This window comes from Pedobacter sp. ok626, from assembly GCF_900100435.1.
Classification (GTDB): domain Bacteria; phylum Bacteroidota; class Bacteroidia; order Sphingobacteriales; family Sphingobacteriaceae; genus Pedobacter.
In genome coordinates this window covers 161,278-178,161 of the sequence record NZ_FNEX01000010.1, presented here as the reverse complement: position 1 = coordinate 178,161, position 16,884 = coordinate 161,278, and the positions used below count along the sequence as shown (strand labels likewise).

The following is a 16,884-nucleotide window of genomic DNA, read 5'->3' as shown; positions in this document are numbered from 1 at the left end:
TACTATTTAGCTCTCGGTTTCAAATGGACTACAAAACCTCCCATAGGAGGAATGGATATTTTCTTTTTATTTAACTGTTCAGGGACTGCTGCCGAGGCGGAAAATGCCCCCTTAGCATCACATATCACAGTTGCGCTATAAGCTGAAAGATCTTTAATAAAGGACAAGTCCAGCATGATGATATTTTCTGAAGCAAGTCCGTTAATTGCCGCCAGATACCAGTCATTCCCTTTCCTTTTGGCTAAAATAGCACAACGGCCTATTTCGCTTCCATTCAGGACCAGTGTGTTGTCCCAGGTTGTTGGTAAATCCTTTATCAGTGGAAGTATAGGGCGATACAACGTATCATTTAAAAGCGTCAAAGGATTTTCGGCAATGCATTGAAAAGCTGAATCAAATAAATAAAGCAAGGCCAGTTGATGAGTAAGGGTTGTCGATGCCCGTTTGGAAAAAAGCCCTGGCGTATAATCTGCGGGTCCCATCATAAACCTTGTAAAGGGCAATGCCGCATTGTGCCATGCAGGAATCGGCTCATTCATGATATTCAGTTCCATTCCCCGCACACCTTCCCTGGTCATTTCATTTGGATAGGTACGGTATTCCCCGGTAGAGGTCTGGCAGCCATGAAAGTTAACCATCAGTCTTTTTTTTGCCGCAGCTTTTAAAAAGTCGAGCTCAAAATCTATCAGGTCCTTTGCTTCACTGTTCATGAAGTCTATTTTAATTCCTGCAACCCCAAAACGGCTCAATGTATCCAGAAAAGCGTCCCGATAAGCTGCATCCCTCAAAAATTTAGAATCCTTCCATACCCAGACCCCGATCTTTTTTTTCTGTCCATACGCCACCAGATCTTTCAGTACCTCCCATTTTTGTTTCCATTTCTCCTCCCAGCCATCATCAATTAAGGTATAAGTGTAATTTAGCTGGGCGGCGGCATCGATGATCTTTTTTTCTGCAACTGGGTCCAGGTAATTCTCATCCCTTGTGATCCAGCTCCAGGCACTTTTCCCAGGCTTTATGTAATCTGTATTCTTAAATAAAGCACGATCAGGCGCCGCATTTAGTGCTTCAACGATAGACTGGTTAACGAGCTCATTGAGGTTCTTCGCCAAGCCAATAACGCGCCAGGGTGTATAAGAGAGCTGGTCAAACTGTACATCAAAACCTTTTTCACCCTCGGTAAAATCTACATTTAGGCTATTTTTATTTGCCTTCAACCGCATGCCGCTGTAACCCTGTAATGCGGCTTCGGTAATAAACAGGTAGCTTTTATCTGCCAATTGGGCCACAATCGGCTTTCCCTGTACGGGGCCAGTTGGGCTGATCTGATCAAGACTGTCAACCCGGGTTTCAGTCCACAAGCCAGCGTAAGACTTAAGCTTCCAGTTATTCGTACGTTCAAAGAACCATGCACGCGCATTTCCATCTAAAACAAAACTAGTTTGCTCTGCGGTAATGTATGCCTGCTTAGGAGGCAACTGATAACGGATGGCACAACCATCATCAAATACAGCAAACTCGATCAGGCTTTTGCCAATACCAATCTGGTATTTTTTGTAGGAAGCATTCCTGACCTGAAAGTTGTGACGGAGCAAAGAAAAGGATTCCGTTACGTTATTGCTGCTGATCAGTTTTAATTTAGCTGCAGGATCTAACAAGGGTTTTCCAGCAATGCTTAAACCTATATTGGAAGGCTGTATTAAGATCCGGTTGTTCAAAGAAAGGGTATAATAAAACCCCTTATCCCCCTCCCTAAAAATACGTACGGTTAAAGAAGAAGAGGGGCTTTTAAGCACCAAGGGCTTTTCAGCGCATTGGCCAGCATTTATAAAACAAGCCGTTAGCCCCAACACAAGACTAAACGTCGTTAAAAAGCACCCACTTATTTTCTTAAGTACCTGTTTCATTTCAATAATGTTCCTCTTAATAAAATCCGACCTAAGTAAATAACTGTCTGATCATATTTTTCAGGATGTTGAACTATATCCGCTCGCTTGTCTTCTGGCAGTATCATGAGTTTATCAGCCTTCTGTCCAGACAAGGTTACCTTTACCAAATGCTCCCCATAAGGCACTTTAATTACATCAAACTGTCCACGGTAACGGTTATAGCAATAGTTGTTGAATCTATTCAATACATCAGCAGCAGTTGTATCTTTCGCCTGGTAATAAATAAAATTCCCCTCCTTTTCTCTGCTAAGTTTTATCAGTTTTCCATCTACAATCCACTCCAGTTGTCCAACCTCTGGTCCACCAATATCAAATACGCCCATCATATCTCCCTTAAAACGGAAACTAAATGTGGCCCCGGGCTTATTTGCAGAAAGTACATTAGAAAACCAGGGACTAAATTTTTTAAGGTTTGGGTCGGTATCTGTTGCTATCACCTGCCAGCCCTTATCAGGAACCGGCAAAGTTGATGGATCTATCATCGTTGCCTCATCCCATGCAGCAGTAATTAATGGCTTTGGCAGCTCCTTCTTTTTTAAAGGCTTTGCTGCGTCAATTTTTTTGAAGGCACGAGCAATGGCTGCTGCGTAGAGATTTCCTCCTGCTGTAGTCGGATGGATTCCATCCTCAGAAAACAAAATCTTCTGTTGATCAGCCGGGTTTCCCTTCCAGATCAACTTTCCTTCTGCTTCCAGGCTTGATGGCTCCATGCCTAAATTCACAGAAGGCAGGTCGTAGTATGCTGCAATCTGCTCCAACCCTTTGATATTTGGGGGCAAGTCATTTTTTTGATAAAAGGTAGTTTGTCCAGTTAAAATCGTATACAGCAAACAAATAGCTGTATTGGGGTTCTTCTTGATCGTTTGACGGATCATTCCTTCCATCCCGGCGGCATAAGCGCCGTTAACGGCGAATTCTATAAAAATAAGATCCGGTTGATGGTTGAGTACCTGTTCATTGATCCTGAATGCACCCAGCTCTGTTCCCGTGCCAGATACACCTGCATTGATCCATTGAAAGCTAACCTGAGGATAAGTCTGCTCCAGATACCGAGCCGTTTGAAGGCGATAACCAAAATTCGCCTGGGTGATGCTCCCTCCGATAAAGGCGACCACCACCTTTTTACCCGCTTTTACTTTTTCAAAGAAAGCCGGGAGGCCTCCCCTGACATTGCATTCCTGCTCATTATTGAAATTACCGACTTCAATTACGGGGATATTAGCTGCGGAAACATCAAAATAAAGGGCTGAAGCCCCTGCCTGGGAGGCCGCAATCTTATCACTATCAGTCCTGTTTTGAGAAAATGCAGTAGCAGACATCAATAAACAAGCAAACAATGCAGTTTTTATACCTTTTTTATTCATTACCATTGAGTACAATTTTTTTCGACTTTGTTTTCCCATCATTACTCTTAAAAATGAGTTCCAGTTTTGCGCTTTCGCCCATCGCCAGTTTATTAAAGCTCCATTCGTAAGGGTACTGCTTTATTTCCTGCTGCTGATTGTTGCAATTAACGGTTACAGAATATCCATTTAAAGGAGCCGTTTCTGCAAATCCATAGCAGGTATCCCAACCAAAAGGAGAACGAATACGGAACAAAAATACACGTCCCCAGGGAGCGCCCAGGTCAATCACCTTCATTCCATCTTTTATCGGCTGATATTTCTTTGCTACCCGGTTCGCCTTTAAGGGAATAGAAATTGCCTTAAATCCTTTTGCAGGGACAACAACATCAAGCTTAGCCGCTTTAAAATCCTGAGAAACTGACTGATCGGTTTGCGCATAAACCAGGGCTTTCCCATCCTTTAGCGCAGCTGTAGCATCAGACCATTGTACAGATACTTTTTGCGCTGACTCCGCTTCCGAGGAAAGCAGGATCCAGAAGTTCTTATCCGAAACTGCGGTAACATAATTGATTCCTGGATTCTGAATATTTACTAAGCCTTTATGCATCCACAGTGTTGCTTCCTGATCTCCAAATATCTTTCCTTTTCCGCCTCCATATACCCGATTGTTAAACCAGACAAATCCTTCCTGCTTGCTATAAGGAAACACTACATTTCCATTCGAGCGCTGTATGCTTTCTGAGATCAGGTAATCGAGGCTAAAAGCGATATGTGGTGGGATATGATGATAATAAATGGAACTCACATCTGGTCCTTTATAAGGGAAATCAACCGACATGGGGATATCCGTAAACCCCGTACCGTAATACCCTGGATAGTTTGTATAACGACCGATTACTGCATTGCGGGCATAGGTTTCGTAAATAGGTTTGTTCTCGTATTGGAACAAACGCAACAAATGGGGCGCCCAACTGCTCATAAATACCGGACGGACTGTCAGATCTTTTACCCGGGTAAAATAGGTACTCGGCTGCTCCAGGCCCAGGCCTACTGGAGACACCAGCCATTCGGGCACTTTCTTTTCCTGTACATCACCATTTTTCCGGGGAAAGCCTAAACGATAAGGCTGGTTGCCTTTCCACCAGATATGTGTAACGCCATCATAGCGATTATTCTTATGAATCGTTTGCAGGCTATCTCCCACTTTCGGATAGCTACGTATTCCCGCAATGGTGAAATGCGCACCGTATTCCGCGGCTTTCAGGTATTTTTTATCTTTTGTCGTTTCATAGAGATCCAGCAGGTCCCACCAGGGGGCATAAAAACTGGCATTGTAAAAAGGTACATGACTCAGTACTTTACTGGTATTGTTATATATTTTTTGCTGAATAAAAAGATCGGCATCTTTTTTTGCCTGTTGCAGCCATTTTGCCTGCCCGGTTAGTTGGTATGCCCAAAGCGCCTGGTTCCATGAATGGAAATCTGTTGAGTAGCCTTTTGCTACCCTCAGGCTATCTCCCGGTAGTGCTATATTTTTCAGCCAGGGATTCAATCCACCCAATAAGCGATCCAATCCTACATAATAAGATGTGGTGAACTGGGAGGTAAGCGGGTTAAATTCCAGTGTTTTTCGTGTAGCATTATACGCTGTCGGAACAATGTCGGTTGCCCATCGGTACCCGCTTCTGGAAAGCGTAAACTCTATGGTTGGCAGCGATCGGCTGATGTAAAACTCTTCATCATTCTGCAGTACAGAGAGCGCGATGTTGGCCAATGGTGTGGCATTTACAACTGTAGGTGCTGTTTTAGGGTCGCCTTCAATATCATAAAACCCTTTTAGCTCGGGCGACCATCCCCCAGCATTGTCGTTTTTCAGCAGCTCAATCATGTTGAAGACCGCATCGGTAAGCGAAGCTTTTTCTTGTTTCCGGTAATCTTTTACCTCAAACACTTCATTCGATACATAATCCATGGCCGAATCCCAATTGCCCGACTTTACACCAATAATAAATCGCCTGTCAATCAACTCCCCTGCGCGGTATTTAGAATCATTCATTCCCAGAACAGGAGAAAACATAACCGGCTGTATCTGGTTATTGTGGTTCTTCAATGTAAAACCCGCAGGCGCATAGTCTACCGAACCCCAGTCCTTTTTAAACAATTCAGGGCTTGTTGCTACATAACTTGAAACAATACCTTGCCCTGTTTTCGAAGAAACAATAGCCAAGGGTTGCTGCATCATAGAAGTAATCATCATTTGCGGGCCATCCGAAAGCCGCTTATACTGAAACATGGGTGCCATCATCACGCTTTCCAGGTCCTGATCAGAAACAGGCTGAAAGGCTTCGATCCCCATACTGTAATACCCCGGCTGGGCAGTTTTGCAGATTAACCGCAAATCGATATGTTGCTGCCCTGGATGTAAGGTCCACAAACCAGTTATGGTCGAACCATTCCTGGTCACATATTGAACTTTTATGGTTTGCTTATCTACAGCTTCTGCAGCAATAGGAATGGCTTCACTGAGGTTACCGGCCTCAAAAGGATTGAGATCAGCTCCCGGCTTGTGAACTGCATATTTATGACCATTAAAAACAAAATATGCTGTTGGTTTTTGGTTTTCCCAGCCCGGATAATACTTATTAAACTGGATGGCGGTAGCATCAGTACTGATTAAGAAAATCCTATGGTCTTCCAGGTTTGCAGTACTGACCTGTTGCCAGGCCCCATCTTTTTTTATTTCTGTTTTACAAGCGATAGCCTTATGGTCAGCTCCCGTTCTTACAAACTGCACACGTACAGCCTCGTTTTCAATTCCTGCAATGACCTTATCGGTCTTGCTCAGTTGAAGTGAGGGACTTGTGTTCTTTTTTTCCTCCGTAAGCGCTTCCTGCATAACAGGAAGCTTTTTCCAGGATAAAAGCGTTTTCTTATCTATATCATTTGGATTGATGGTGCTGTCCTGCACAAAAAGAATAGCATCGCAACGGCCAAAATTAAAATTATGGAGGCGCAACAGCACATCAGTCCCCTTCAGGTCAGCACTTCCGAGACGCTCCCAGGCATAACCTGGTTTTCCATGTCCACCTGCTTTTTTTAACCTGGCATTTCCAACCGAAAGCTGGAACAAGCGCGTACGGGGGCGTGTATCAAAATCGGGGGTCCTTATCCAGATGGCATAGCGACCTGCTTTTCCGATATTCATCACGGTTAATGCATCAGATGTACTGTCCTGTTCTCCTTCTAAAAACCTTAAAATGTTACCACTGATCCCGTCTTTATTTACTTCATTAAACCATTTGCCTTTAAACTGAAAATCAGTTCCTAGCAGTAGGCTTTTTTCTTGCTGGGCAATTGCCCTTCCCGTTGTTAAAAACAAGAATGCTGTTAACAATAAACATAGGCTGGTTTTCTGGTACATATTTTAATTTATTTGTATGTAAATGCATAAACCTGGAGGCCATAAGGTGCTATTTTTATAGGATCTCCCACAGAAAAAGGAATCTTTGAACCTGATGCAGAAAAGCATTGGACAGTTTTCATATCCAGACTCTGTCCTGGAATAAAATGGGACATATCTAGCTTGAGGCTGCTTTCCTGTATTTCGTCATCGTTGTTCAAGACAAACAAGTAAAACACTTTCTCCTGCTTATTGAGGGCGCATACATAGTCCATATTTGGATTGTTCAATGAAACCAATTTTTCCATCAATGTCAGGTCGCCCTGCTTATCAAATATTTTTCCCTGCCTGAAGCCAAAGGTTTTGTGCGGACCAACCTTAGGGGTAAGAAAGCCTGAAGGAAAATCAATCCGGCCCTGCGAACGTAAGGAAAGCTCTGCCATCAGGTAGTCGGTGATCCAACCCACCTGCCACCAGGCGTGGTGCGGAAAAGGCCCCGCCCCCTTATTCATTGCACTCCAATAATAGGAGGCTACTCCCGTGGCCGGGTCTACAAAAGCATCTTTACTTAAAGCTGCAGTTCTTGCCATTTTGAGGTATAGAGAATCTTTGGTCAGTTGAAATAACCTTACAAACATACCAGCATGGCTCGCGAGCATAATGGGACCGCTGTTGTTTGCGGAACCTAAAATGCCTCCATGTTCAAAACTTAGCCCCACCTGGCTTATTTGCCAATCTTCCAATTGTCTATCCCCTACTTTTTTGCTTTCTTTAGTCGGAATCGGGTGAGAATAAATGGAGGTTGTATAGAATTGTGCAGTTTTAATAGCAGCCTGTTTAAATCTTACATCCTTTGTAATTTCATATAGATCGAGCAAAGCCTGGGCACTTTGTCCCGTTGCAAAATCAGGTGCAAACCTGGCATCTCCACAAACACCTAAAAAATATCCTTTATCTACAGCATTTTTAATGTACCAGTCGGCAGCCTTTATAGCCGCATCCAGATATTTTTGATCCCGAAGCGTCTGGTATGCAACCAACAGTCCGTAAAAAGTAGGCCTGTAATCTTTCAGGTCTTCAAACATCGGCTTTTGCGTATCGTTATGATAAGCTACTTCCCAATAACCTTCTGGTTTCATTTTGGTCAAAAGCCAGTCGGCCGCCATACGTATACCCGATTTAAGCTGCTGATTATCTGGCTCAAACAAAGCCACATTCCCCATATCCAGCAAAATATAATAAGTGGTTGCGATCGGCTCCGTATAAGGCCCCCACTCTTCAGTAAACCGTTTTGATTTGTAGAGGTAATATTGACCTGCTGCTGCTCCATGAAAGAACCCACCATCCGTATTTTGCTGCGCCAATTTAAAGTTCAATGCATCTTTAAGACGTTTCTGAACAAGGATCGGGTCCTGCGTTATATTCGCCAACATCCACATGGCCCCGTAATCGGCATTTTTTACGGCATCTTTTTCCGAGCCATGCACCCCACCCAAATATTCCTGGGCGCCAATGGTTCGACCTTTATAATCGAAAGTCCGCCAACGGGAAGTACTGTCCTTTTTCACATAGTCTAAAAGCTGTTCCATGCGATCAGATAAGGAAAGCTTGGTCTGCTTTAGATGCAACAGCTCATCAAAGCGGTAAACATCATTCACGACATGCTGATAGGTCTGATACCAGTTAGAAGTATTAATGCTGTACCTGAAATCAAAGGAGATGCTTTCTCCCTTTTTTAAATATGACTTGTCCTGTCCCAGTACCGGGTGATATAAGGTCGGGCTCAATTGCTCCTGCCTGTTGATTAATGACAAGCCCAACAGCCAGTTCGACTGGGTAGATTTATCAGATTCCCATGGGTCTCTGGCTGTTCCCGGCTCAGCCGTAACTGCGAGTGTAATTCCATCTTTATTTGTCAGCATGGCAGTCAATGCAGCCGCTGTTCTTTCTCTCACCACAACCGGTCTATCCGGAATTCCGTGCCCATATGCATAGGCATCTATAAAATCACTGTTGATGGTACTGCCCTGAAACACTCCAGGAATGCAGCCCCATTCAAAGCTTTTTTTGTCGTTTGCGTTTAATGCCGGACTTGCTATGGAATAATATCCATCCTTATCTGCTGTTAAGCGGATGGAAACCTGTAGATCATTTTTATAAACAGGATCTAATTTCCAGATGGCTTCTACAGTAGAGACATCTGTTTTTTGCTTAAAAACGAGTGTATTGCCAACCTGTTTATACTGCTGCGGATAAAATGAAATGGCACGCCCTTCCTTATTTAACGAAACCGCAGAAGTATTCGCCTTCCAGGTAGGGATGATATAGCGGTATTCTGGCTCAGGAAACTGGATTTCTTTCCCATTTTTGTCCTTAACTTCCGAATCCATCTTAGGTTGATCCGCACTGTAAAGCAGGGTATATTGCCCCAATGTGGCAGACAGGGAATGCCATCCGTTTTGTCCTTTTACCAACAGCTGTTTTATTTTATATCCCTTACCGGTATCTTCCCAATTCAGGCGAAGCACATCATTTGTCAATCGGGCTTTGGGAGCTAGCTGGGCATAACTGCTACTTGCAAAAGCAAGCAGCAATAGGATTACACGGTTAAATCTCATTGGGTAATGGTTAATTCTATTTCTTTTACAACAGTAATTGATTGTTCTAAATTGGCATTGGTTGCTACAAATGAAACTTTATATACACCTGCTTTGGTATAAACCCTGGTATAATCTTTTAGATTCTGGGAAATATTCTTGATGGGTTCCCCTAGATCAGGTAAAATACTATTAGGATTAAATTGTTTGGTTATTACCCAGTCATCATCCAGATCAGTACTGTTCCTTACCGTAAGCAACTGTGCTGAGGTAATGCTCCAATTGGTTGCAGGACCACTAAAATTAAAAGCAGTCCAGCCCGCAGTGGCCATAGTGGCCAGTACCGTTTCTTCTCCCTGCTGATTGGTGCTCTTAAGATCGAAAGAACGGACTACCCAACGGTTTTGCTGTGTTTCCGGCTTTATCACAGTGGTCTTATAGACCAAAGCCAGGGCCATGTTTTTATTACGCTCTGCAAAAGTATTCAGGCTGATATTTCCTGAGGGTGTCTGATCCACACCAGAAGATAAAACAGCTTTATCTGTAATATCTTCCCAGGTAGCAGCCCTTACATTTGTAGCATCATATATTCCGCTGAAATTGGTGGATACATACAGTTTGATCACCGATTGATCAACAGGCATTAAGAACTGGGCAAAAGTTTTAAAATTGAGGGAAATAGCATTTCCTTCCACAACCGTTCTTTTTCTGAACTCATATTTGCGTCCAGCTTCCCCCGACCAGAATACAATATTCTCGGGCTTACCATTAATAATAAACCTAACAGGCTCTCCAACTTTATAACTGCTTTTTTCTAATTCAACAGAAAAATCATCCGGGGTAGCCAGCTCGTAGGTCTTCTGGCAGGAAGCCAGGGAAAATAATACAACAGATGCAATTAATAGCTTTTTCATCTTATACAATTTTGTAGTTACCATCCTGTATTTTGTTTGATATTAGGGTTAACGGCCAGTTCACTGTTAGGGATTGGGAATAAAACAGCACGATCAGTTACCCGTTGTGCCTGTGCAATAGCCGCATCTTTTAAAGCGGTCGGCATGTTGGCTTGGTATTCCCTTGCCTGTGCCTGCATAACGGATGGATAAATATCCCATCGTACAAGATCGTGTTTCCGAAGGCCCTCGAAAGCAAGCTCACGTAACCGTTCATTCCTGATCAGGTCCAGGAAGTCCTGCTGCGACAAATTAGCAGCGGCGTCTGCCTGTACATCAGGTACAAGCACATCTTTTCCATAGCCTCTACGCCTCACCATATTAATTGCTTTATAGGCATCTGCAGAGGGGCCATTATTGGTATAATTATCAGCTTCTGCAAACATCAGCAATACATCGGCATATCTTAACAGCGGCCAGTTTGTACCGGTATAGTTTTGATTTCTTGGTAAAAGAAGTTCATACTCGCGTCTCCATTTCCCGTTGCTGCGGTCGTATATCTGATCTGCGGCCCAATTGGTCTTTATAGCCGTTTGTCCGCTTGTCACATATCGGTAAGGAGCAACTGTCCAGTCCTTTCTCAGGTCGCCAGTAGCATAAGCATTGTAAAGCTTCGCAGTAGCATGAACGTAATCATAACCATATCCCATTTCAATATTTCCAGAGGTAATGCCATTATAACTGCCAATCATGCCCCCCTCCTGTATTTCGCCCTGGTTTGTTCCTTTAAATTCTACTTCCCACATGCTTTCCCTTGTCTCGAAGATCTCCTGAACATGATTGATATAGATCTGTTTGAAGTCGGGATTCAGGCTGTGCAGTTCTGACTTCATTACTTTTTCTGCGTAAATTCTGGCATCAGCATATTTTGCGACATCCTTTAGTGGAGCGCCTGCCATGGTCAGATAAACCCTCGCCAGTATACCTTGTACTGTAGTTTTTGTAATACGTGTATTATAGCCATAATCAGAAACGGGCCTCACCATATCTTCTGCCTTTTTCATATCAGTCACAATATACTCGTAAATGTCTTTTATCGGAGTACCAGGGAGAGGCGCTTCTTCGGGCGATTTGCTAGATTGGAGCTTTAAGGGGACCCCTCCAAACTCATCTGTTAGCAGAAAGTAATAGTAAGCTCTTAAAAATAGCGCCTGCCCTCTTATTTCGTTGCGTTTTTCCACAGACACCTTAGCGGCAGCCTTATCTATATTTTCGAGCAACATGTTCGCTCGCTCAATGCCCGTGTAAAGTGATTCCCAGTGCCTGTTTACTTCCAGGGTCGATGCATCTACAATATTGGCATTGATTCCTGCCGTTTGGTTTTTCATGAAAAACTCGTCACTAAAAACCATATAGCAAGACATCCCTTGTGAATAAACCCTGTTATCACCCAAACGGTCGTATACTCCGGCCAATGCAGATTGCAGTTCACTTTCTGTATTGTAATAATTTACTGGCGATACAAAATCCTGTGGAGTTGTATCCAGGATCTTTGAACATGAGCTAACAACCAGTGCCAGCATCATCGCGATATATAATAAAGTTGTTTTCATTTTAAAAAACATTTATCGTTAAAAAGTTAGGTTCATACCAAAGGTGATGACGCGCGCCCTTGGATAAGGGCTCCAGTCGAAACCCGGTGTAAGTGCAGAATTTCGCACCGAAACTTCAGGGTCCAGACCAGAATAGTTGGTCCAGGTTACCAGATTTTGTGCCGAAACATTAAATCGGGCTGATTGTATTTTCAGCTTTTTCGTTACTGCAGAAGAAAGATTATAGCCCAATGAGACTGTCTTTAAGCGAAGGAAGGAACCATCTTCAATATTCCTGTCAGAGAATACATTAGGACCATAACCACCGGCGACAGGCAAATCGCTATTCTGATTTTCCATAGACCACCTGTTCTCATAGGTTTTAAACATGTTTAAACTTTGTCTGGCTTCCGCACCTTCAAATACGATCCGGTTTGCATTTAAAATGTCATTTCCGTAAGACCATTGTAAGAAAACATTGAGGTCGAACTGTCCATACCGGAAATTATTGGAAAAGCCCCCAATGTGTTTGGGATTAGGATTACCAACAATCGTCTGGTCATTTGCATCTACTACCCCATCTCCGTTAATGTCTTTGTATTTGATGAAGCCCGGCTTGATGAGCGAGCGAGCGCCTCCATTGTTGGGTACATCAGATTTCAGCTCATAGCTGCCGTTAGACAGTATATTGAAATCGCTTAAAGGATACACTCCGTCGAAAACATAGCCGTAGAACAAGGCCACAGGGCGTCCTGGTAAGGCAATATAAGGTAACGAGTTATTAAAATTGGCATTCCAGTTCGAAACACGTGTAATCAAGCTAGGCTGATCACCATTCAACTCTTCGATCTTGTTATTGTTAAAGGCGATGTTGAAATTGGATGTCCAGTTAAACTTCTTTGTACTCACGTTTATGGTATTCAAAGTAAACTCCAAGCCCCTATTTACTACAACACCTATATTTTTAAATGCGGTAAGGTACCCAGTTGAAGTGGGCAATGAAGCATTCAGCAATAAGTCTGAGGTTCTTTTATAATAATAGTCGGTAGTTAAACTGATGCGTTGATTAAAGAAACCTAAGTCTAGTCCAAGATCAAGGTTTCCGGTTGGCTCCCATTGGAGTTTCTCATTTCCCAGCCCAACAGGAACTGTCCCTTTAATGTATTGTCCGTTAAAATAATAACCACTCTTAGTATTGCCAGTATTGGCCCCAACTTCCAGGTCTAACACTGGCAGGTAAGCAAAATCTGATACCCGATTATTTCCTGTAATTCCATAAGAGGCCCTTAGTTTTGCGGATGAAATAGCTTTAACAGATTTCAGGAATTTTTCTTCCCCAATATTCCAGGCAAAAGCACCGGAAGGGAAATAACCAATTCTGTTATCCAGCGCAAACTTTGAAGATCCATCACTGCGGAAAGAAGCGGTGAACATATATCGAGAGTTAAAAGTATAGTTAACACGTCCCAGTAAGGATACAATCGTTGAGTAACTACCTGAGGTTGTTTTTGCCAGGACAGTCCCCTGGTCAAGTCCCCTGATGCCCAATCCCTCATTTGGCAATAAAATAGACACAAATCCATCCCCCTCATTGCTATTTCTCTGCATGGTAAAACCCGCCACTGCATCTAAACGGTGCTTCTTGTTAAATGTTCTGTTAAATGTGAGCACGTTCTCGTTCAACAAACTGCGGATATTTTGATTTTCGAGGTAACCATTAATGCCGTAGTTTTGCCCATAAACGGTCCGCGGATTTCCAGCTGCCGTATTAGAGTTGTTAAAGCGCTCAAAAGTCAGACGGGTATCCGTCATCCCGCCACTCAGCTTGAACTTAAAATACTTCAGGAAAGAATACTCTACAAAAGCATTGGTACTAAGCGATTTGTTAAAAGCATACTGATACAAGTTGTTGGAGTTTACCACAGGATTTATCCTTAAATCTGTATTCCCTGCCACATCGTCATCAAAAGGCTGATCAAAGAAATTTTCATCATCTCCTTTGCCTGTAATAGGCCTATATCCCCAGGTGCTGTACATCAAATATGAGCTGGCATTTCCAGCCGAACTGCTGTTTAGGTTATCACTGGTTAAATTGGCAATCTGACCTTTTTTGATTCCATATGTATAATTGGTATTAATACCAATTCTTATATTTTGTCCTACACGCTGATCTATCTGAAACCGTCCCTGATATCTTTTGTATCCACCATTAATAACAATTCCATCCTGATTTAAATAGGAGCTGCTTACCGAATACTTTGTAGCTGCAGTCCCGCCCCTCATCGAGAAGCTATGGTTTTGCATAAATGCATTCTGCAATACATGGTCCTGCCAGTTTATCCCCTGCACATCCCGATACGAATCCAAAGTTCTGCCGTTAAGATACAAGGCGTTAGCGGAAGTCTTATTCAACTCCAGCTGGTATTTCACAAACTCATAAGGGCTCATCACCTCTATCTGCTTTGCCGGATACTGATAGCCCAACCAATTGTTATAGGTAACCACCGGCGCGCCTACCTTACCCTCCTTCGTTTTGATCATGATCACCCCATTGGCACCTCTAGCGCCATAAATCGCTGTAGAAGATGCGTCTTTCAATATATCTATTGATTCGATATCATCTGGATTAATGGTATTGTTATCTGGACTTTCCAAAGGAAAGCCATCAATCACATAAAGTGGTGAATTTGATTGGGTAATGGAATTCCCTCCTCGAATGGTGATGTTACTAACACTACCTGGCTGTCCATCACTAGAACCAACCTGCACACCTGCAACCCTTCCCGCCAAAGCATCTTCAAAGGAAACCACCGGTGCCTTTTCCATATCTTTCATGACTACAGAACCGACCGACCCCGTAAGATCCTTTCGTTTTACCTGACCATAACCAACAACTACTACGTCATCTAAGGCCGTGTTGCTAGGCTCCAGCTGCACTTTGTACTGGTTCAAGCTGGTTACAACAATTGTTTTGCTTGTATAGCCAACCATCGAGAGTACAAGGATGTCGCTTTCTTTTGCATTGGAAAGGCTAAAGTGGCCCTGGCCATTCGTTACACCGGAAGCTGTTTTCCCCCGGATGGTCACTACTACGCCAGGTAGAGGTGCTCCGTTTTCATCTATTACTGTTCCGGTAATGGTTTTTACCGCCTGGGCCAGCCCAGCCAGCTGAATACCCAGGACCAATAACATCGTTAAGAGTAAGTTTGGTTTCATATTCATTATTTATATTTGGTTGTATTGTTACGACAGACATCTACATATCTGTCATACATTTTTAAATGACTCGTTAAAGCATTTTAAAGCCCATCCGGATTACGCACCTCTCATCAACAGCAATTAAAGCAAATAGCATCCTTACATGTGTAATATAGTTAGTCTGGTCTGGACTGGTTTACTAAACAAATATAATATAATTTATTTCGATTAAACAAATAAAAAAACAAAAAACATCTGATACGGAATGGGGGTGGTTATTGAATAAATTGTTAGATAGACTGGTTTGGTTTGTATGGTCTATTAATTACATTTGTTTAAACCAAATATCTATGACATCAGAAAATACCCCACAGAATGGCATTCAAGGCAAAATGAAATACAAGCAACTTGCCGATCACATTATGTCATTGATAGAAATAGATCAGCTTCACATTGGAGATCAACTGCCCTCTCTCAAGCAACTCCAACTACAATTAAAAATGAGTAAAGAAACTCTACTCAAAGGCCTGAATGAACTTGTTGAAAAAGGCATTGTAGAATCCGTATATAGAAAAGGGTATTATGTACGCAGAACTACTCTTGATCGCTCCTCCCGTGTTTTTTTGCTCCTCGATAAAATGAATATTCTGCGTGAACAGTTTTACAGAACCCTTTTTAATCAACTGGCAAATCGAGCGGATATAGACATTTATTTTCACCATCACAATTATCAGGTATTCGAAAAATTGATCAAAGAAAACCTTGGGGCATATACACATTATGTTATTGCCACTTTTTTAAAAGAAGATGTTGTTCCAATCCTGGACTTAATTCCGGATAAAAAACGAATAATCATCGATTTAAACGAGCAGGGCCTATCAGGCAACTACAGCTGTATATACCAGGATTATGGTTATGACATCTATAATAGCCTTCATCAGCTAAAGGATGAATTGAAAAAATACGATCGCCTGATACTGGTGGCTCATCCCGAAGCTATACATGCCAAGCTTGTAATTGAAGGTTTCTTACATTATTGTACTGAAGTTGAGTACCCCTACCTGATCCAATCTGACATTGATGAAAAGACTTTCCAAAAAGGTAATGCGTACGTAACCTTTAGCAGATATGATACTGATGATGTGATGCTAATTAAGCTTGCGCGTAAAAAGAAACTTAAATTAGGTAAGGACATAGGCCTAATCTCTTATAATGATACACTTGTGAAAGAAGTCCTTGAAAACGGAATTACCGTCATTTCAACTGATTTTGAGGCAATGGGAAAAACAGTGGCAGAGGCCATTCTGGATGAAAAAATCGTGATTACGAGGAATCCTACAAAAGTTATCAAAAGACAATCACTTTAATCGTTACAACAACAAACAGGCCTGGCAAACTATGGTTAATTACAAATTTTCCAATTTTAGCACCTCCTATCCGCTCAAAATCTATTGCCTCAACTGAGTCTTAATTTTTTAAAATCCACATAACTTGATTGGTATCGTCACTCCCCCCATATTGGCTTTTAATAGCTTTTGTCACATTTTCAGCGTTATAGTCCAGTTCATTTGATGGATAAAGCCAGCGCAAAGGAAAATTGGAGGATGAGGAATTCAGGTTTGTTGAAGTATTTAAGATAAATACCGGGTAACCCGTTCTGCGGTTTTCAAACCAGGATTGATATCTACTACCTTGTAAGAAATTGGCCAGATACTTTTACCTTTAACAGTCTGAATTGTATTTCCTGAAACTTTTTGTACGGCATCATACGCATAGGTTTATTAACTGCCCCAAAAGTAGTAGAAGAAATTTATTTTAACTGCATATTTCCCTAACTATTCACCATATCTAGATGTATTAACAGCTCATCCAATATTTTTATAGTCAGGCGCATCTAAAAATATTTAGC

General features: G+C 42.3%; 9 protein-coding genes. 1 reads left to right on the top strand and 8 read right to left on the bottom strand.

Annotated elements, in window-relative coordinates:
• Positions 1-2: 2 nt before the first annotated feature.
• From BLS35_RS15345 to BLS35_RS15315, 7 genes are read right to left on the bottom strand one after another with little or no spacing between them, the layout of a single operon-like run.
• Entirely contained in the window at positions 3-1,907 is a 1,905-nt protein-coding gene (locus tag BLS35_RS15345; RefSeq protein ID WP_090782560.1) for a glycoside hydrolase family 97 protein, read from the bottom strand.
• Positions 1,904-3,319: an SGNH/GDSL hydrolase family protein gene (locus BLS35_RS15340; RefSeq protein ID WP_254778907.1), complete on the bottom strand. Its 1,416-nt coding sequence runs from the start codon at positions 3,317-3,319 to the stop codon at positions 1,904-1,906. The genes BLS35_RS15345 and BLS35_RS15340 overlap by 4 nt, the downstream gene beginning before the upstream one ends.
• Positions 3,306-6,716: a hypothetical protein gene (locus tag BLS35_RS15335; RefSeq protein WP_090782558.1), complete on the bottom strand. Its 3,411-nt coding sequence runs from the start codon at positions 6,714-6,716 to the stop codon at positions 3,306-3,308. Before BLS35_RS15335 ends, BLS35_RS15340 begins: the two co-directional genes overlap by 14 nt.
• 8 nt (positions 6,717-6,724) lie before the next feature.
• Entirely contained in the window at positions 6,725-9,313 is a 2,589-nt protein-coding gene (locus tag BLS35_RS15330) for a prenyltransferase/squalene oxidase repeat-containing protein (RefSeq protein WP_090782556.1), read from the bottom strand.
• The gene (locus BLS35_RS15325; RefSeq protein ID WP_254778905.1) at positions 9,310-10,206 is read right to left on the bottom strand and encodes a DUF5017 domain-containing protein; all 897 of its coding nucleotides are present in this window, start codon (positions 10,204-10,206) and stop codon (positions 9,310-9,312) included. Before BLS35_RS15325 ends, BLS35_RS15330 begins: the two co-directional genes overlap by 4 nt.
• A gap of 17 nt (positions 10,207-10,223) precedes the next feature.
• Positions 10,224-11,798, bottom strand: coding sequence for a RagB/SusD family nutrient uptake outer membrane protein (locus BLS35_RS15320; protein ID WP_254778903.1), 1,575 nt, complete (start codon positions 11,796-11,798; stop codon positions 10,224-10,226).
• Positions 11,799-11,816: 18 nt separating this feature from the next.
• Positions 11,817-14,993 carry a SusC/RagA family TonB-linked outer membrane protein gene (locus tag BLS35_RS15315; RefSeq protein ID WP_090782551.1) on the bottom strand — a complete coding sequence of 1,059 codons (3,177 nt, stop codon included), beginning with the start codon at positions 14,991-14,993 and terminating at the stop codon, positions 11,817-11,819.
• A 332-nt stretch (positions 14,994-15,325) separates the two neighbouring features.
• Here BLS35_RS15315 and BLS35_RS15310 point away from each other — a divergent pair, with 332 nt between their 5' ends.
• Positions 15,326-16,342 (top strand): winged helix-turn-helix domain-containing protein, encoded by a 1,017-nt coding sequence (locus tag BLS35_RS15310; protein ID WP_207909115.1) that lies wholly within the window; start codon positions 15,326-15,328, stop codon positions 16,340-16,342.
• A gap of 100 nt (positions 16,343-16,442) precedes the next feature.
• Here BLS35_RS15310 and BLS35_RS28385 read toward each other — a convergent pair whose 3' ends face one another.
• Positions 16,443-16,685, bottom strand: coding sequence for a SusD/RagB family nutrient-binding outer membrane lipoprotein (locus BLS35_RS28385; protein WP_090782549.1), 243 nt, complete (start codon positions 16,683-16,685; stop codon positions 16,443-16,445).
• Positions 16,686-16,884 lie beyond the last annotated feature (199 nt).

Excerpts from the sequence above, each read along its gene's own strand:
- BLS35_RS15345 (WP_090782560.1), bottom strand. The coding sequence starts at position 1,907 with ATGAAACAGGTACTTAAGAAAATAAGTGGGTGCTTTTTAACGACGTTT.
- BLS35_RS15340 (WP_254778907.1), bottom strand. The coding sequence starts at position 3,319 with ATGGTAATGAATAAAAAAGGTATAAAAACTGCATTGTTTGCTTGTTTA.
- BLS35_RS15335 (WP_090782558.1), bottom strand. The coding sequence starts at position 6,716 with ATGTACCAGAAAACCAGCCTATGTTTATTGTTAACAGCATTCTTGTTT.
- BLS35_RS15330 (WP_090782556.1), bottom strand. The coding sequence starts at position 9,313 with ATGAGATTTAACCGTGTAATCCTATTGCTGCTTGCTTTTGCAAGTAGC.
- BLS35_RS15325 (WP_254778905.1), bottom strand. The coding sequence starts at position 10,206 with ATGAAAAAGCTATTAATTGCATCTGTTGTATTATTTTCCCTGGCTTCC.
- BLS35_RS15320 (WP_254778903.1), bottom strand. The coding sequence starts at position 11,798 with ATGAAAACAACTTTATTATATATCGCGATGATGCTGGCACTGGTTGTT.
- BLS35_RS15315 (WP_090782551.1), bottom strand. The coding sequence starts at position 14,993 with ATGAAACCAAACTTACTCTTAACGATGTTATTGGTCCTGGGTATTCAG.
- BLS35_RS15310 (WP_207909115.1), top strand. The coding sequence starts at position 15,326 with ATGACATCAGAAAATACCCCACAGAATGGCATTCAAGGCAAAATGAAA.